General features: G+C 43.5%; 11 protein-coding genes. 5 read left to right on the top strand and 6 right to left on the bottom strand.

Annotated elements, in window-relative coordinates; all coding sequences use genetic code 11:
• Window positions 1-23: 23 nt before the first annotated feature.
• From LNTAR_RS11590 to LNTAR_RS11565, 6 genes are all read right to left on the bottom strand, one after another.
• Window positions 24-872, bottom strand: coding sequence for a fumarylacetoacetate hydrolase family protein (locus LNTAR_RS11590; RefSeq protein WP_007278899.1), 849 nt, complete (start codon window positions 870-872; stop codon window positions 24-26).
• Between the two features lie 139 nt (window positions 873-1,011).
• Window positions 1,012-1,806 carry an SDR family NAD(P)-dependent oxidoreductase gene (locus LNTAR_RS11585; RefSeq protein WP_007278898.1) on the bottom strand — a complete coding sequence of 265 codons (795 nt, stop codon included), beginning with the start codon at window positions 1,804-1,806 and terminating at the stop codon, window positions 1,012-1,014.
• Window positions 1,807-1,824: 18 nt separating this feature from the next.
• Window positions 1,825-2,577, bottom strand: a complete 753-nt coding sequence (locus LNTAR_RS11580; RefSeq protein ID WP_007278897.1) for an SDR family NAD(P)-dependent oxidoreductase — start codon at window positions 2,575-2,577, stop codon at window positions 1,825-1,827.
• 9 nt (window positions 2,578-2,586) lie between these two features.
• Window positions 2,587-3,780, bottom strand: a complete 1,194-nt coding sequence (locus tag LNTAR_RS11575) for a (Fe-S)-binding protein (RefSeq protein ID WP_007278896.1) — start codon at window positions 3,778-3,780, stop codon at window positions 2,587-2,589.
• The gene (locus LNTAR_RS11570) at window positions 3,777-4,670 is read right to left on the bottom strand and encodes a hypothetical protein (RefSeq protein WP_007278895.1); all 894 of its coding nucleotides are present in this window, start codon (window positions 4,668-4,670) and stop codon (window positions 3,777-3,779) included. The genes LNTAR_RS11575 and LNTAR_RS11570 overlap by 4 nt, the downstream gene beginning before the upstream one ends.
• Window position 4,671: 1 nt before the next feature.
• Window positions 4,672-6,132 carry an FAD-binding oxidoreductase gene (locus tag LNTAR_RS11565; RefSeq protein ID WP_007278894.1) on the bottom strand — a complete coding sequence of 487 codons (1,461 nt, stop codon included), beginning with the start codon at window positions 6,130-6,132 and terminating at the stop codon, window positions 4,672-4,674.
• Between the two features lie 191 nt (window positions 6,133-6,323).
• Between LNTAR_RS11565 and LNTAR_RS11560 the strand changes: the two genes are divergently transcribed.
• The 5 genes from LNTAR_RS11560 (at window position 6,324) to LNTAR_RS11540 (ending at window position 17,130) form a co-directional block, all read left to right on the top strand.
• A complete protein-coding gene (locus LNTAR_RS11560) occupies window positions 6,324-7,223 on the top strand; it encodes a GntR family transcriptional regulator (RefSeq protein WP_007278893.1) in 900 nt (299 codons plus the stop codon).
• Window positions 7,224-7,318: 95 nt separating this feature from the next.
• Window positions 7,319-8,419: a GntR family transcriptional regulator gene (locus tag LNTAR_RS11555; RefSeq protein ID WP_157473509.1), complete on the top strand. Its 1,101-nt coding sequence runs from the start codon at window positions 7,319-7,321 to the stop codon at window positions 8,417-8,419.
• Window positions 8,420-8,430: 11 nt separating this feature from the next.
• Window positions 8,431-9,243 (top strand): type II secretion system protein, encoded by an 813-nt coding sequence (locus tag LNTAR_RS25605; RefSeq protein WP_007278891.1) that lies wholly within the window; start codon window positions 8,431-8,433, stop codon window positions 9,241-9,243.
• Window positions 9,244-9,260: 17 nt separating this feature from the next.
• Window positions 9,261-13,142 carry an outer membrane protein assembly factor BamB family protein gene (locus LNTAR_RS11545; protein WP_007278890.1) on the top strand — a complete coding sequence of 1,294 codons (3,882 nt, stop codon included), beginning with the start codon at window positions 9,261-9,263 and terminating at the stop codon, window positions 13,140-13,142.
• The gene (locus LNTAR_RS11540) at window positions 13,132-17,130 is read left to right on the top strand and encodes a hypothetical protein (RefSeq protein ID WP_007278889.1); all 3,999 of its coding nucleotides are present in this window, start codon (window positions 13,132-13,134) and stop codon (window positions 17,128-17,130) included. The genes LNTAR_RS11545 and LNTAR_RS11540 overlap by 11 nt, the downstream gene beginning before the upstream one ends.
• Window positions 17,131-17,139 lie beyond the last annotated feature (9 nt).

Below are 17,139 nucleotides of genomic sequence, written 5' to 3'. Positions count from 1 at the left end.
ACAAAGGGTCGGGGCAGGATATTTTAAGCTTGGTAGGCTCTGAAGGTTTGTTTAGAAGAACCCAGACCCTCAATACCTAATTCCACCACGTCGCCATCCTTGAGGTATTGTTGTGGATTAAAGCCAAAGCCAACACCCGCCGGCGTACCAGTCGAGATCACATCACCAGCCTCTAAAGTCATGAAACGACTGAGGTAAGAAATGATGTAGGGGATATCGAAAATCAGGTTAGCCGTTGTGCCATCCTGTTTCGTTTCGCCATTGACCGTCAACCACATTTTAAGATTGTTGATATCGGAAATTTCATCGGCAGTAGCGATGTAGGGACCGAGGGGTGCAAAGGTGTCGCAGCTCTTGCCCTTAACCCACTGACCGCCCATTTCCAACTGGAAAGCACGCTCAGAAACATCGTTGTGAAGTACATAACCCCCGAGGTAATCCAAGGCTTCTTCTTGAGAAACGTAAGAGGCATCTTTGCCCATGACAAAGGCGAGCTCCACTTCCCAGTCAGTTTTTTCCGAATCTTTTGGGATGATGACATCATCGTTGGGGCCAACAAGTGAGCTGGTAGCTTTGAAAAAGACCACGGGTTCTGCGGGGATGGCCATATTTGATTCTTCCGCGTGATCCTTGAAGTTTAAACCAATGCAAATGATTTTGCCAGGACGTTTAACCGGGGCGCCTAAGCGCACATCAGCTGCTACGCTTGGGCATTGAGATAAATCAGCTTGAGCGAGTTTATTCAGTCCATCGTTTTTGAAAAAATCATAATCAAAATCAGCTACAATTGAGCTGACATCAATTCTTTTTCCATCTTCAAGTAATACGCCGGGTTTCTCTGAACCCTTTTCACCAAAACGAATGAGTTTCATTGTTTTATTTTCCTTTTTTTAGTTTAATTATTTACTGCCAGCAATTAGTCCGTTTCACGTAGGGGCTACAGGTATCTTTAGTCATATCATTTCTGGCGAGTTTAAGTTTTTTATGGTGTTATAAATTAATTTTTTAGTCTTAGTCGATACTCTCTGAATCATAAGGGGCTTGACTGATTAGTTGACTCGTCATGCCGCCATCCAAATAGATGTTTGTGCCTGTAGTGGAGCTGGAACGATCACTGAGTAAGAAAGACACCGTGTAACCAATTTCTTCTGGTTCACTGGGGCGACCAATAGGTATTTGTTGCTTCCAATAATCTAGGCATTCTTTTTCATTAGGTGCGGCTTCAATGATGTCCTGCCAAATATTCGTGTTGCATAGACCCGGTGAGACGGTGTTGACGCGAATACCCTTGCTGCTCAATTCATTGACGGCACATTTCATGATTCCCAACAAGCCATTTTTAGTAGCGGCATAGGGGCCAGCACCTGGTAAAGTCGCTTGATTGTGAACACTGGAAATATTCACAATTGACCCCTTGGTTTGATTGTCGATCCAGTATTTACAGAGTTTTTGCATAAAGAAAAAGACCGCACGCAAATTGGTGTTGAGAACCTTGTCCCAGTCTTGCTTAGTGGTTTCTAGGAAAGGTTTAGCAAAGTTGATACCAGCATTATTGACAATGCAGTCCACGCGACCCCATTTCTCAATAGCCTTATCAATGACATTTTGTTGTGCTTCATCACTACATACATCACAGGCTACGGCCAAAGCATTTGACCCGAGTTCATCCACGACTAATTGACAGGCAGATTGTTCCAAGTCCGCAATGACAACTTTGGCTCCATCGGCGTGACAGGCTCGGGCTATGCCTTTGCCAAGTCCATTGGCAGAACCGGTGACGATGACGACTTTTTCTTTTAATAGCATCTGTTGCTCCTTTAAAAATTAATAGGTTGCGCGACCACCACTAATATCGAAAGTATAACCAGTATTGAAAGCGGCTTCAGGTGAGCAAATATAAGCGCAGATGCCAGTGACTTCATCTAGTGTACCACAGCGTTTCATGGGTATTTTATCGGTCATGTACTTAACTTGATCATCTGGAATAGTTTCGATGAAGGCAGTGCGAATAACTGCCGGTGCTAAGCCATTAATAGTGATGCCCGTTTCAGCATATTCTTTACCAGCGGCTTTCACTAAGCCAATCACACCAGCTTTTGAAGTTGAGTAACAAGTCATGCCCGCGTTGCCTTCTTTACCGGCAATTGAAGCAATGAGGAGGATGCGCCCATAATTGCGTTTCTCCATTATTTTTACCGCAGCTTTGGCCGTGAGGAATGAGCCAGTCAGGTTGACTGCATTAACTTTTTCAAAGTCAGCCAGATCCACATCTGCAAAATTGATTTTTGTGGGCCCCACAATGCCAGCTGAATTTACCATCACATCGAGTTGGCCATAAGTTGCTTCAATTTTATCAAAAGCGGCATTGACGCTTGCTTCAGAAGAAATGTCACCCTGGCAAGTTAAAACTTCGTAACCAGCGGCTTCGAATTCTGCTTTAGTTTTTTCTAATAGCTCATCATTAAAGTCAATCAGGGCAAGTTTTGCGCCTTCCTCTGCGAAGCGCTGAGCAATAGCTTTACCTAAACCTGTCGCGCCACCCGTGATGGCGGCGACTTGATTTTCATATCTTTTCATAGTGTTTCCTTAGTTATAATTTTCTGCTAAAAGAGTCATGATGTGTTGCACACGAAAGTTTTCATTGGGGAAATTGCGTTTTACAGAGGCTGACCATTGCTGCATGCAAATGGCATTGGCGGTGGTGATAATCACTTCTTGTCCTGTGTGTTTTTGGAGGAACAAGACTTTTTCGTCAATGATTTTTTCAGAGTTCTCTGCCTTTTCAATATTGTAGGTCCCAGCTGCACCACAGCAGTCCTGACAGGAGGGGGCATAAGCGACGTCTAAGCCCAAAACCTCCAGTACATTTTTGGGGATTTCTTGAACTCCCTGACCGTGGTAGAGATGGCAGGGCATGTCGATAAAGATTTTTGCACTTTGTAATCTTTTTGGTTGTTTGAGCTCCATTTTTCCCAAATAGGACAAGGCGTCCATAACGGGGCTTGCTAGGGCGTGTTGCAGGCTCAAACCACAGCCAGCTGCATTAGTGAGAACAGCTTTTTCTTTGTTTTGATCAAAGACCGCCTGATTCTTTTTGTCCAATTCTTCTTTATCTTTTAAGCCAGAGTGTTCGTGAATAGCACCACAGCATTGTTGCTCTTTGGGGACTTCAATTTGAACGCCATTAGCCGCTAGTACGTCAATGGTGGCAAAGTTGATCTCGGGATAGAAGTTCTCGGTGTGACAACCAGTGAAAAACCGTATGGTTTCGCCCTTTGATTCTTCCCGCTTTTGAGCTTCTTTGGCATAACTATAACTAGATTTAAATAGACTTGTCTTGCCCGGAGGGATGAGTGGGTCCACTTGGATGCCAGCATTGCGCAGCCAGCGCATGGGTAGGGTAGCGGCTTTCATGAGAGCTGGCTTTTTTGCTAAGCCCGCAATAGCTTTGACTTTGGTGTTAACTTTTTCGCCTTGCTCAACTTGCTTGATGCGCTGTTCCATGAGGATTTCTCCGTAGGGGACATTGGCGGGGCAGGCCGTTTCACACGCGAGGCAGCCGAGGCATTCACTTGTGTAGTGATTGATTTTTTCTGCTTGCTGAGTTCGACCTTCATCTTCTGCTCGCCACATAGCTAAGCGGCCACGTGGTGAGTTATTTTCATTGCCCGTAAGCTTGTAAGTAGGGCATGAATCTAGGCAGAGACCACAGTGAATGCAGTTCAGAAGCTTGTCGGATTCCTGGGTCAGTAAATTTTGAATGCGTAATTCGTTGCTCATGGAGTTAATCCTAATTGCTCGAGGTATTTGTGGTGGCTGACTTCATTATTTTCATTTATAACTGGGCTGTAGTTTTTGCTTTTGATGAAACCGCCGTCAATGGCGAGTTCCTTGTTCCATTGATCGATCATTTCTGGAGCTAAAGCCTGCTCAGATTTCCAGATGATACTAGCATTGCCATAGTGCAGGACCCCCGTGCCACCCAGCCCTTTTTGCATGAGCTCACACCACTGCATGCTATCACTGATTTTGCAGTGAATAACGGTGAGTTCATCTTCCATCTTAAAGGGAAACTTGTAATCGAGAGGAGCAATAAATAAATCATTCTCTTTGGCGCGTCTAGCCATCTCTTGTAAGAGGACTTCTAGTTCGACTTGTTCGCCGTGGAAGCTTACATAAACTTCTTTTTGGCTGTAGTTCAGGTCCAGCACATCAATGGCAAGAGCCCAGGGACTGCGGGCTAAGGCTGAGCAAAAGGATAAGAGATCCTCCAGTTCACCATTGATTTTAACTGACTGAACTTTGTTGAGGGGGCGTAAACGCAGGACTAAATCCTTGGGCTCGAGTACCGACCAGCCACCATAGGCAATGGCGCGGGTAAAGTCAAAGCCAGTGACGTTTTTAACCACGCGACCACCAATGGAAATGTCTTGGCCTTTGTAAGAAATGTTCATGCCCAAGATATTGTCAGCCCAAGAACCGTAAATCATGGAATAGCTCGATATGGGACTGAGTTTGAGCATCTCTAAAAGGCTAGCATCATCATCCCAAGCTAAGGGGAAGTAGAGCTGATCTGCCTCAATACTTGATTTGAGCTCAGAGAGTTTAATATGGGCAGGAACACAAATAGACATGTCATCTGGATCATAAAAGTGCTTGAGTCGCGTCATTTTAGGCTTTCCTTTCGTGTTTGTGGGGAGCGCAACAACCGACAAAGGATCTTTGTGGAATGATTTTTCCCGGGTTCATTTGGTCGTTGATATTGAGAGCACGGAGTAAGCTCATTTGAAAATCAATTTCTTCGGCAGAAAAAATTTGATCCAAGTAACAGCTCTTATCGTTGCCTAAGCCGTGTTCGCCAGATAGGGTACCCCCTAGCTCAATAACTTTGGCGATAAGTTTATTGGATAAAGTTTTAATATTTTTCATTTCTTCAGGAACGCGATCGTCAAAGAGAAAATTGGGGTGAAGGTTACCGTCACCTGCATGGAATACGTTGAGTACAGGTATGTCTAATTCATCACCCAAATCATAAATATATTGCAAGACTTCTTGTAAGTGAGCGCGAGGAATAACCGCATCCTGAATCATCAGGCCGGGACTTAATTGACCCATGAGGCCACCAGCAACTTTGCGAGCCTTCCACAATTTGAGGCGTTTTTCATCATCATCTTCGGCACTGACTTTTATTGCGTTGTAGCTCTGGAGGATTTGCTTAACTTGCTCAACACGACAATCTACTAGGGGCGCCGGGCCGTCGATTTCGGTAAGGATTACCCAGGACTTTTTATCGATGCCAACGGCCATGTTTGAGTTCTCTACTAATTGCACTACAGCATTGTCAATGAACTCAATAGCCACCGGTGGGGTGGGCATATGCACTAGTTCATTAATGACTTTAGTACAAGATTGTAAGTCTTTGTATTCGGCGAGGAAAGTCCATACTTTCTCTGGGATAGGTTTGAGTTTAAGCCAAATTTTGGTGATGATGCCTAAGGTGCCTTCGGAACCTACCATGAGGCTATTCCAGTGGAAAGTTCCCGCTGAGCCGCCTTGGGCACTAGGACCTCCGAAGCGTACTAATTGACCATCTTGCTGGATGACTTCCATGCCTAAAACGTAGTTGGCAGTCACGCCATAGCGGAAGCAACGAATGCCACCGGCATTTTCAGCCACATTGCCTCCAAGAGTGGAGGCAAAACCACTGGAGGGATCTGGTGGGTAGAATAGTCCATACTCTTTTAGATATGTGTTGAGTCGGTTGAGGACCAAGCCAGGCTCAACCACGCAGTACATATCATCTGGCTTGATCTCTAAAACTTTATTTAAGCGTGAGAGATGAATAATGAGCCCACCTTCGAGGGCGACAGGACCACCAGATAATGAGGTGCCAGCACCTCTAACAGTGTAAGGGAAACCGCAGTTTTTTGCTACTTTTAAGATGGAAGCAATTTCGTCAGCATGACTAACAATGATGACGCAGTCGGGAAGGTAGCGGTGAAATCCTAAGCCATCGTTTTCGTAAACGGTCAGCTCGGCTTGATCGGTCAAAACTTGGGCTTTGGGGCAGGCTTGCTTGAGCTGCTCAGTCCAAGTCTCTTGCCATTGAATTTTTTCTGTGTGTGTATCCATAGCATTTCTTGTTTATATTTTGTAACTAAAAATACTATTAAGTTATAATAGGGTATTATCAAATTGCATTTTATCTAAAAAAATGCAAAACAATGCATTTTTATATATTTTATTCAAAAATTAGTTCTGTGATTGTTTGGTAAAGTGCGCTTTTATCTCTAATTTTTAGGAGCGAAAGAAAGGCGAATTTAATGAGTAAAGATTTAAGTGTTTATATAAAGCGAGTTTATAATTCCTGGCTTGATCTATTAAAAGATAAGGATGGAAGCGCTTTGTTGACCGATGGTGACTTATCGAAAAAACTTGATGTGAGTCGTTTTACTGTACAACGGGCCAAATCTCTTCTAGAGGAAAATGGTACATTGATCATTAAGGGCCACAAAAAATCTTTTGGTCGAGCTGTTATTCGTGATGATTACTTTGAGATATCTGAGAGTTCGGAGAAGAGGTCGACGCAGATTGTGAAAGAGATTCTTATGGACTTGGGCTCAGGCCATTACCAAGCGGACCAAGCTTTAAGCGAAACCGACTTAGCTAAAAAATACGATTGTCATTTAGCTCTCATTCGAGAAGTGCTGTTGTCTATTCAATCTTATGGCTTGGTTCTTAAGAAGGGCCGTAGTCAGTGGCGCGTTGTTCCTATTAATGTTGAGAGTACTAGGGAAGTAGTGGACTTGCGCGAGGCTATTGAGCTCTTTGCTTTGAGACAGATGCTGGAGCGTGATCCCGATGACCCTGTTAGAGAAGGTTTTGAAGCTCTTTATGATTTGCATGAGGAGATGTTGAAGAATCAGGAAAATTATGGAATTGAGCAGTTTATGGAGTTAGATAATAAGTTCCATCATGGTTTGACCGAAGCTTGTTCTAATCGTTTTTTTGATCGTTATAAGTTGTTGATTAGTTTCTTTATCTACAATACTTTACGTGTTCGTGAGCAAGATGAGGGGAGTTTTTCTGGTCTCATTCATCATTTAAACGTACTGCGTTATTGCAAAGAAAATAAAAAGAGCCAAGCCCTAAAAGAAATGCAAAAGCATATTCACCTATCGGGCTCAGTCCTTGCGGAAATCGCAAGCCTTAAACAAGCTTAGGTTATAAAAGGTTAATTTATCTTTTTCCGGCTCTTGAAGTCTCACGTTATCTGTACTATACTTATGTAGTTTAATGAAATATAGCAGAGATGATCATGATTAAGAATGAATACAATTTGAGTAAAGCAATTGCTGGTGAAATTCGTTCATGGATTATTGAGGGGAACTTAAAGCCCCAGGATAAGCTCACACCGAGAGCCGAGTTGGAGCAGCGCTTTTCCACAACTCCTAAGACAATACAGAAATCCTGTGACCAACTTGTGCAGAGCGGCTTTCTTAAAGTTGTGCCGCGCAGAGGAACCTATATTGCTGACTACTTGCCCCACAAATATAACTTTGCAGTTCTCATCAAATCAAAAGCTGATTCACCTGGCTGGACCAATTATTGGTCAGTGATCCAAACGGTCTGTGGCGAAATCAGCAAAAATAGTCGCTTTAATTTTGAAGTTCGAACAGATGTTAATGCAGAGACTCGATCGGAGTCCTACCTCAAGCTTTTAGATGATGTAGAAAGCCAGCGTTTAGCCGGAGTTGTTTTTGCGATGAATCCAGAGGACTTTCTTGGAACAGCTGTCTTGGAGTCACAACAATTGCAAAGGTTTTCTCTCAGTCACAACAATTTAAATATTCCTTCTCTTAGGTTTTCTAGGGGTACATTCTCTAGCAAGGCCTTGACTAAACTCAAGTCTTCACAGGCTAAAAAGGTAGCAGCCCTAATGCCCATGGGATTTAATGATGAACAAAAAGATGCTGTAATTCTTCAGGCCAAGAGCTTGGGGCTAGAGATGGATGCGTCCATGCTTCAATCTTTGGATATTCATCATTTATCATGGACGAAAAATTTGTTATCACTGATCTTCAAAGCCGAAGAAAAACCGGATTCATTAATTGTCTTTGACGATAACTTTTTACCAGAAGTTGAAGAAGTTTTGGAGCAGTTGGAGCTGATTGGCAAGGTGCAAGTTTTGAGCCACGCCAACTTTCCTTTATTGCAGAAAAGTAAGCATTCGTGCTTGCGTCTTGGTTATGATGTACGGGATATATTTCAACAGATCATCAATCACATCAATAAACAAAGGCTCGGAGAAGAGGTGGAAAGCAAGCTTTTGGTTGAGCCCAAATTTGAAGAAGAATTATGCGCCATAGAGCATTCAAAAAATTTATTAAAAGTAAGCCAGCTTGTAGCCATAAGCTAAGGAGAAAAAAAATGAGAAAAAAGCAAGTTTCACTTATAGAGATTTTAGTGGTCGTCGCCATTATTGGCATTTTAGCATCATTGCTTCTGCCAGCTCTGGGGAAAGCTCGAGAGACATCTCGTAAAGCTGTTTGTAAGAATAATTTAAAGCAATTGAGTACCGCCACCATTGCCTATGAAATGGATTTTGAGTCACTACCAGCTTTGGGAAGCCAGAGTGGTTCTTGGTATGGTGCTCATACAGCAGATGCCATGTTAATGCTCTATGAAGATTACCTTGGTGGAGGTCAGCAAGGTGAGTCTAGTGTTAAAGAGGCAGTGAAATTTAACCCACCGGGTTTTTATATTTGCCCTAGTAATCCCAAGGACAGTTATTGGTCAGGGAGATATGGTTCCTATGGTTTATTTGCGGGTTCATCAAATGATATAAAAATGAGTATGGCAGATGCGCAAAGAGGATTTTCTAGCATGGCAAATGCAAGTGTTAATGGACCATGGGGGTCCAGTCCCGCCATGTGGGCGGATATGGCCTTCACCGGTACAACGCCCTACGGAACAACAGCAGATACCAATCATGAAAAAGGGTCCATCCCAGACGGTTCAAATGTGAGTCATTTAGATGGTTCGGTATCTTGGTATCGCTACTACGGAGGGAATATTCCCACAGAAAATAGTTTAGCTAAAAGTCCTCTTAATGGCTCAGTTTTACAACCCATATCCAGCTTTTTTCTCAAGAATAATGGATCAGGAAATGTTGAAACATCTGGTCGCCCAGGAGGCTGGTTGGTCACCGGAAAAAATGTTTTTGATTACGGAAATTTATAATAAATAAAGGAAAAATAATGAAGGCTTATCAATATATAGTCATGATCACCTTGTGTCTTTTTTCGATACAAGTTATGGCAACACCAAGTGAAAATTATGGTTTTAATGCCTTGTCAGCCGGTGGCAAGCTTGAGATCGATGGTAAAAGCGATGATTGGGATCTATCCCAAACCATCTTTATCTGTAACGACGTACATTTATATGCCGAAACCTACGCCATGCGTTTCGGTGCAAAGTATGATGAAAAGTATCTGTATCTTCTCGGCTACTGGTATGACAAGACTCCCATGAATAATCCTGGACAAGTGAGTGCAGATCATGGCTGGTATGGTGATTCTCTACAAATTCGTATCATGACAGGGGAAGGTAAAGAGAGAAAAATTACCCATGTAACAGCTTGGCGTGGTGTTGGGGGCGGTGATATCGTGACCTTTCAATACGGTAATCTTGGTGTAAAAGGAAAAAAGCTTGTAATAAAAAATGCCAAATTAAATGGTGTAAAGCAGGGCTTTACTGTACGTAATGATGGTTCTGGTTATATCCAAGAGCTGGCGATTCCCTGGGAATTGATTACCAAGGACAAACAGGCGCTTGTTAAAGGCGATAAACTCAGACTCGCTGCAGAAGCCAACTTTACTTTAGATAATGGTGGACGCCTTACTATCAAGGGAAACTGGGACCCAAATTCACCCATCGATCGCATATTTACTTATAGAGACCCTCGTCCTTGGGGTTATGTCACTCTAGCTGATAAAGCTGTTTCCAAGCCTTTGGACGTTCGCTTGAGTGACGGCAGAATTTTTCCAACGATTATGAATGGTAAGGAACCAAGTATTGATTGGACGGGGCTAAAGAAGGAAGTGAAGGGTGATGGGTTTAAAAATATTGCAGTAAACGCCCCTGAAGATGGTTACCTATCAACAATCATTAAAGACAAAGACGGAAAGATCGTTCGTCATTTAGCCAATAATCAGAAGGTCAAAAAAGGTAAGAATGTTCTTAACTGGGATGTTTTGTCAACACCAAATTTTGAGACATTAGGCATGCCTATTCAACCGGGTGCATATACTGTTCATAGCTTATGGCACCCAGAGTATGAGATTATGTGGCGTGGTTGGGCAGGTTCCTCTGCACAAACACCATGGGAAAATGGTCCAAAAACAAATTGGGGAGCAGACCACGGTTCTCCAACAGCCATTGCGACTGGTGATAAAGGCGTATTTCTTGGTTGGTTTAAGTCGGAGTCCGGCAGAGCGTTGGTGGCTACGGATTTTGATGGAAAGGTGATGTGGCGCAAAAAGTTCGGCGGCATGAGTTCAGTCAAAGGTTTGGCGACTGCGGGAGATACGCTCTTTGTATTGGGTGGTCCTTCCCGTGGCAAAAGTGCTAATGGTGCATCGGTGTACAAAATAGATCAGGCAACAGGCCTCTACAAAACATGGAAAGGTTCACCGGAAGCTGAGTTGGCAATCAACAAGATGAGTGATGTCGCAGAGCTGCAAGAAGCAACAGCCATTGCAGCTTTTGCGGATCGTTTTTATCTGAGCTTTAGTCAGGCAAATAAAATACGAGCATACGATAGTAAATCGGGTAAACAACTTGCGGAATTTGATGTTCCTAAGCCAGCGCAGATCAGTTGTGACCCACAGGGTAATCTGTACGTTCTAAGTGGTGGCGATTATACCCTTGATCCCAATGGCTATAATGGCATTCATGAACCAAAAGTCGTAGAAAGTCAATCAATTTATAAGCTTGATACAGCAACAAAAAAAGCAACAAGACTTGCCTTTGCTGGGCTTAAAAATGCTTGCGGTATTTATGTGGATAAAGCAGGTGAAGTATACATTGGCATACGCGAACCAGCCAACCAGGTCTATGTCTACAATGCTAAGGGAAAACTCCTCAAGAAAATTGGTAAAGCAGGTGGACGTCCTCTAACTGGGCCATGGGATCAAAATGGAATGCGCTTTGTATCTGGCGTTGCTGTTGATAAAAATAATCAGCTTTGGGTTTGTGAAGCGGACAATCACCCTCTACGTTTTAGTCGCTGGGATGTCAAGACAGGTGCATTTTCTAAAGAATTCTTTGGTGCGGCCAATTACGGAGCTATTGGTGCAGCCATTAACCCGGTCGATCCTAATAAGATGATGGGTAATAGCGCGGAATGGGAGCTTGACCCTAAAACACAGACCTTTAAATGCCTCGGGGTGATTACTCGTAAAAACACCGATAACTCGGTTGCATTTAAAGCATCCAATGGTCGCGTCTACTTTATTTCAGCAACAGAATGGCGTGCCGGTGATGTGGATATTTTTGAACGCATTAGCAATGGTGACTTTGTTAAACGAGCTAGCTTTACTTACGAAGGGAAAAGACGCTTTGGGAAAAAGAAGAAATTAGACGATTCGATACCTAAAAAGACCCACTACTGGGCGGACCAAAACGGTGATGGTGAAAAGCAGGACAATGAAGTAACGACGGTTGATGAAATCTTACACTTTAACCCTTGGAACCTTCACGTGTGGAGTGATTTTACTTTCTATTCAGCTGAAAAAGCTTTTCCTGTCAAAGGCTTTACAAAGTGCAATGCGCCAATCTTTGAAATTAACAATCCTGAGATCATGCCGGTTGCAGGTGTGGGATCAATCAATAGCGATGTGATGCTGTCCTACAGCCGTAAGGACTGGGGTAAATATAATTCCTGGTATACGGCTTATGACCGAAAAACCGGCGAAGAACTTTGGAAATATCCAAATACCTTTGTTGGGGTTCAAGGTTCTCATAAGGGGCCAGCATTTCCACAGACTGGTTTGATTCGTGGTTCTTATGGGCCGCTAAGCAGCGTTAAACTTCCAGAGCCCATTGATAATGCCTGGGTCTTTACCACTAATGTTGGTGAATGGCATGTACTCACCGAAGAAGGATTTTATCTGACTCACCTCTTTAATGGCGATTACTTGAATTGGAAATGGCCTGAAAAACCTGAGTATGGAGCGAGTATGAATGGTGCCCCATCAGGTGGAGGTGGAGAAGACTTTGGTGGCTATGTACAAGTTACCGAGGATGGCAAAGTGTATGCACAAAGTGGTCATACGGCTTTTTGGTCCCTTGAACTGAAAGGGTTTGACAAGACAAAGCGCTTAGCTGTTACAAGCGTTAAGGTGACGACTGAAGACTTCCAAAAGGCGGCGGATCTAACCATGAAAATGGCAAAGGAAAAGGATGAACCCTCCATTTACAAAATCAAGAAGCACACGCCAGATGCTTATTTCGCCAACTTAAATGCCGACTTTAAAGGTCAAGAACAAATTAAATTCAAGAAAACGACTCATACCCACGTGAGAGTTGTGGCATCGTACGATGACAAGAACCTTTATGTGGGCTGGCAAGTCAAAGATAAGACACCATGGATTAACGGTGCAGAAGAAGCGCAATACATGTATGGCCGTGGCGATACCGTGGACTTACAAATTCAAGCGGCTGATTACAAAGGGAAGAAGGCATACCAACGTCTATCTATCGGTAATCTAAAAGGCAAAGATATGGCAGTGCTTTACCGTGAAAAATCTGCAGAGAAAAAGCCTATGTCCTTCAGTTCCGGTGTGATTACCGACTTCCCTGTTGACTATGTTGCTGTTGAACCATCAGTAAAAGTTCAAAGTACGATTCGTGGTGAAAACTATTGGGTACAAGCCTCCATTCCATGGTCAGTTCTGGGAATCAAACCAAAAGCTGGAGACAAGTTAGCAGTTGACTTTGGTGTGACTTATGGTGATGCCAAAGGAACAGATACAGTACTTCGCAACTACTGGAGTAATAAAAGCACAGGACTGGTAAACGATGAAGTATTTGAATTAAAACTGGATCCTAAGAACTGGGGTGAATTAAATGTTCAATAAAAAAATCATATTAGCAACTTCATTAAGTTTGGTGTTTTGGGGATGTCAGAGTCCTGATACAAAAATTCAAAGCGAGGTTTCTGAATCACCTTCAGTGGAAATGCCGCGCAAGGATAGCAATCAGGCGCCCATAGCTATTCCCTTAGTTCTTGAAAAAGACAGCCATGTAACCATGGTGATTGAAAATCAAGAGGGGACACGTGTACGCAACATACTCAAAGATCAGTTTTTTAAAGCGGGTTCTCACTGGGTGTATTGGGATGGCATGGATGACCATGGACGTGCCAATATTGGTCCCCATGGGAACTATACCCAAACGGGTCGGCTAGTTGATCCAGGACAATACACGGTTCGCACCTTGATTCATGATAAAATTGATATTACCTATGAATTTACACCTTACAGCCCTACGAACCCGAGTTGGCGAAATGCCGATGCCTCGGGCCAATGGTTGGCGGATCATACGCCACCAAGTTCTGTTCTCTACCTGCCATCGAGTGAGCAAATGCTGATTGGCAGTTCATTAGCAGAAGGTGCTCATGGTCTCGTTTGGACAGATATTGAAGGTGAAAAGATCCGTGGGGTTCAAGGCATTGGCGGTGGTTGGGCCGGCGCAGTGCGTTTAACGCTGGATAAAGCCGGGCAGGACAAGGATGTTTTAGCCTACGGCTTAGGTGCGTCAAGGCACGGCGAAGTGTCCATTGTTGCCATTGGTGAAGAGGCAAACAAAACTTTATTTAACCGCAAAGAGAAGATTAAGCATCAAAAAAGTCATTACATCGTTGATTACCCCGTTGCGGGCTTAGCAGTTTATAAAAAACTAGCGGTGATTTCTTACTCATTGCGTAAAGAACTGGCCTTTTTTGATCTATCGAGCGGCAAACAGCTGAGTCAGCCAAACTTTGTCCATGCTCTAGAAGATCCCCGTGGCTTAGCTTTTGACGCCAAGGGCAATTTATTTGTTTTACATGCCAAGCAATTGACTCAGTTCAAAATCGATGGTAAAAAACTTGTTCAGGTAAAAGTAGTCAATACAAAAGATTTATCGGATCCACAAGAATTGATCATTGATGGGAATGGCGACTTTTATATTTCGGATCACGGCGATGCGCACCAAGTAAAAGTATTCAATACCCAAGGAAAGTTACTTCGTACAATTGGTACTGCAGGCAAACCGAGTGTGGGCAAATACGACGAAACAAAAATGCATTATCCCATGGGCTTGACCCTTACATCTTCTGGTGAACTTTGGGTTGCTGAAGAAGATTACCAACCCAAGCGCGTGAGCATCTGGTCAAAAGAAGGCACGTTTAAAAAGGCTTTCTACGGTTCTACCGAATATGGTGGTGGTGGAAAAATTGATCCTTTAGATAAGACGCGCTTCTACTACTTCGGAATGGAGTTTGAGCTCGATTGGGAAAAGGGCACAGATAAAATTACAAATATTTTCTATCGTCGAGATAAGCCAAACAATATCCCATTCTCAAGCTACAAAGGGGATTTAGCGGGTAATCCCGAAACTCCTATTTATATCAATGGTCGTCAGTATATGACCAATACCTACACAGGGCACCCGGTTAGAGGCGGAGTTACAGCGACAATTTGGTTGGTGGAAGATGGTATTGCTAAACCTGTTGCAGCACTTGGCCAGGCAAATTTTGAGTCTTTCCTTAAAACTGAGGCTTATAAGGATAAAATCCCTGCGGAACACGACATTACAGTGCCTGCAAATCAGCAATGGCGTAGTGACCGAACACAGCCTTATGAAAATGCGGTGATTTATGCGTGGTCAGATTTGAATGATGACCAGAAGATTCAAGTCGAAGAAGTACAGCTAAGAGCCGGCAAAGTAGGCGGTTTGAACCAAGATGAACAGCTTAACTTTTATACGGCTGATGCTCTAAAAATAGCTGTTTCTAAAATAGATAAGAAAGGTGTTCCACACTATGATTTGGAGGGTGCTCAGCGCATTAGTTCTCTCGGTGTTCCCATCCCCTATACCGTACTCATTCCAGCTAGCAATGGTGACATCGCATTTTGTGGCTTCGTTGAGTTAGAGCCCAACGGCAAAGCCTATGGCTCCGTCAGTGGCATCACAGCTGATGGTCGCCGTTGGTATTACCCAAATCAATGGACTGGTTTACATGCTTCTCAGAGTTATCCGATTAATCGTGAACCTAAGCCGGGTGACATCATTGGTACAACAAAAGTCATTGGAACCACCTTCAAGGTTAGTCAGGATAAAGAAGAACTTTGGGCCTTAAATGCCAATTCAGGTCAAATCTATCTTTTCACAACGGATGGTTTGTTTGTGACGGCACTATTTAAACACGGTTATTTTGCCAAAGCCAATCCCCTAAAAGCAGAGCGTGGCATCGCTATGGATGATTACACCAGCGATGGTGAGGGATTTTGGCAAACCATTACCAAGACGGCAGATGGGAATGTCTACGTTCAAGCAATGAATCATACGAGTTCGATTAATCGTGTCAATGGCTTGAATAGCTTGCAACGTTTACCTTTACAGACAATTAATGTAAGTAAAACACAATTAGATGACTGTTTGGCTTGGTTCTCCAAGGCAGAAGCCCAACGACAGGCCGCTTTGGGTAAAAAATCTGCGAAAGTGGCGATTCGTCAAGATGAGATTGCTTTGGATGGCAACTTAGATGATTGGGCTGGAGCCGATTGGCTGGCGATTGATGATCGTACTTGGGGTGCCATGCGTCTATCAGAGGACAAGTTATACCTCGCGTATAAAACCCTTCACAAAAACTTAGTGAAAAACTCGGGTTCAGATCCCTGGCAAGGCATGTTCAAGACTGGCGGAGCTTTAGATCTGATGATATCGACTTCAGGAAATGACAAGCGTCATCCTAAATCAGGGGATCAACGTCTTTTAATGAGTGAGGTCAATGGCAAGCTCAGAGCCATTCACTACGAGCAGAAATCAAAACACCAAGGTCATGCGAGTGAAATTGCGTCACCGAATCGCACCGTGAAATTTGATTACATTGCCGATGTGAGTGAGCAAGTTCAATGGGCACAAGGGAAAACCAAGGTCGCTCATCACGATACCAATGTGGTCTTTGGGACCAAAGTTCAGTTACGCAATGGTGATGCCTATGAAGTGGCAGTTCCTCTGAAGCTTATTGGCTTGAATCCACAGGGACAGAAAATCACGGGTGATATTGGTGTGCTCTTAGGTAATGGCAATACCACAACACGTCGCCTTTATTGGAGTAATAAAAATACCGTGATGCTCTTTGATGCGCCGGAAGAATCTCTTTTAAAGCCAGCCTTATGGGGCGAGCTTAAGCTCAAAGTAGAAAAGAAATTGAGTTTTGAAGAGCTACTCCAAGAACGAGGCGATGCGGTAGACCTATACACTGGCCTTGCGGGTGAGTTAGATATAAAGAATAATCAAGCGCAAATTCTATGGTCGGGTCAAGGGACCTTGAGAGATAATAAGATAGGTCGTTTGGGCTTTGTGATCTTCCGCCCTTACGCCAAGGACTGGTTTAGCGATGATGTTCCACTAGTGAAACTCAGTGACAAGATTGGCTTTAAGCATCATAAAATTGGACGTTTTAATGATGGTCTTTATGCTGGATCAAAAGTCAGAAAGATCAGCATGAATTTAGATGGTAAATCTCTTGCAGGTCCTAAGAAAATTCTCGGTGGGGCCTTATGGCCTCGACAAAAGAAAGCCCAAGTGGCTCACTGGGATTTTGAGGCGAAAGATGACAAGCTCCACCAAATGACTATCATCATTGATCAAGCCAGTCAACAAAGCTTTAGCTTAACAAATGCCAAGGGTGAAGAACGTCAATTGATTCAACTCAAAGGTGATGAAGGCCTCTGTGTGATTCAGTTTAACTTTTCGGGGAAAGTACGTTTGAACTTAAAGCAAGCCCCATACACAGATCAAGAGATTGCTGAGAAAAAGAGAAAGCCAGCAGCAATCACCGCCATCTTTGTGGATTAAATAATCGCT

The sequence above is a fragment of the Lentisphaera araneosa HTCC2155 genome (assembly GCF_000170755.1).
Classification (GTDB): Bacteria; Verrucomicrobiota; Lentisphaeria; order Lentisphaerales; family Lentisphaeraceae; genus Lentisphaera; species Lentisphaera araneosa.
The sequence above is the reverse complement of the archived record's forward strand: the minus strand, read 5'-3'. Positions and strand labels throughout refer to the sequence as shown.

Excerpts from the sequence above, each read along its gene's own strand:
- LNTAR_RS11590 (WP_007278899.1), bottom strand. The coding sequence starts at position 872 with ATGAAACTCATTCGTTTTGGTGAAAAGGGTTCAGAGAAACCCGGCGTA.
- LNTAR_RS11585 (WP_007278898.1), bottom strand. The coding sequence starts at position 1,806 with ATGCTATTAAAAGAAAAAGTCGTCATCGTCACCGGTTCTGCCAATGGA.
- LNTAR_RS11580 (WP_007278897.1), bottom strand. The coding sequence starts at position 2,577 with ATGAAAAGATATGAAAATCAAGTCGCCGCCATCACGGGTGGCGCGACA.
- LNTAR_RS11575 (WP_007278896.1), bottom strand. The coding sequence starts at position 3,780 with ATGAGCAACGAATTACGCATTCAAAATTTACTGACCCAGGAATCCGAC.
- LNTAR_RS11570 (WP_007278895.1), bottom strand. The coding sequence starts at position 4,670 with ATGACGCGACTCAAGCACTTTTATGATCCAGATGACATGTCTATTTGT.
- LNTAR_RS11565 (WP_007278894.1), bottom strand. The coding sequence starts at position 6,132 with ATGGATACACACACAGAAAAAATTCAATGGCAAGAGACTTGGACTGAG.
- LNTAR_RS11560 (WP_007278893.1), top strand. The coding sequence starts at position 6,324 with ATGAGTAAAGATTTAAGTGTTTATATAAAGCGAGTTTATAATTCCTGG.
- LNTAR_RS11555 (WP_157473509.1), top strand. The coding sequence starts at position 7,319 with ATGATTAAGAATGAATACAATTTGAGTAAAGCAATTGCTGGTGAAATT.
- LNTAR_RS25605 (WP_007278891.1), top strand. The coding sequence starts at position 8,431 with ATGAGAAAAAAGCAAGTTTCACTTATAGAGATTTTAGTGGTCGTCGCC.
- LNTAR_RS11545 (WP_007278890.1), top strand. The coding sequence starts at position 9,261 with ATGAAGGCTTATCAATATATAGTCATGATCACCTTGTGTCTTTTTTCG.
- LNTAR_RS11540 (WP_007278889.1), top strand. The coding sequence starts at position 13,132 with ATGTTCAATAAAAAAATCATATTAGCAACTTCATTAAGTTTGGTGTTT.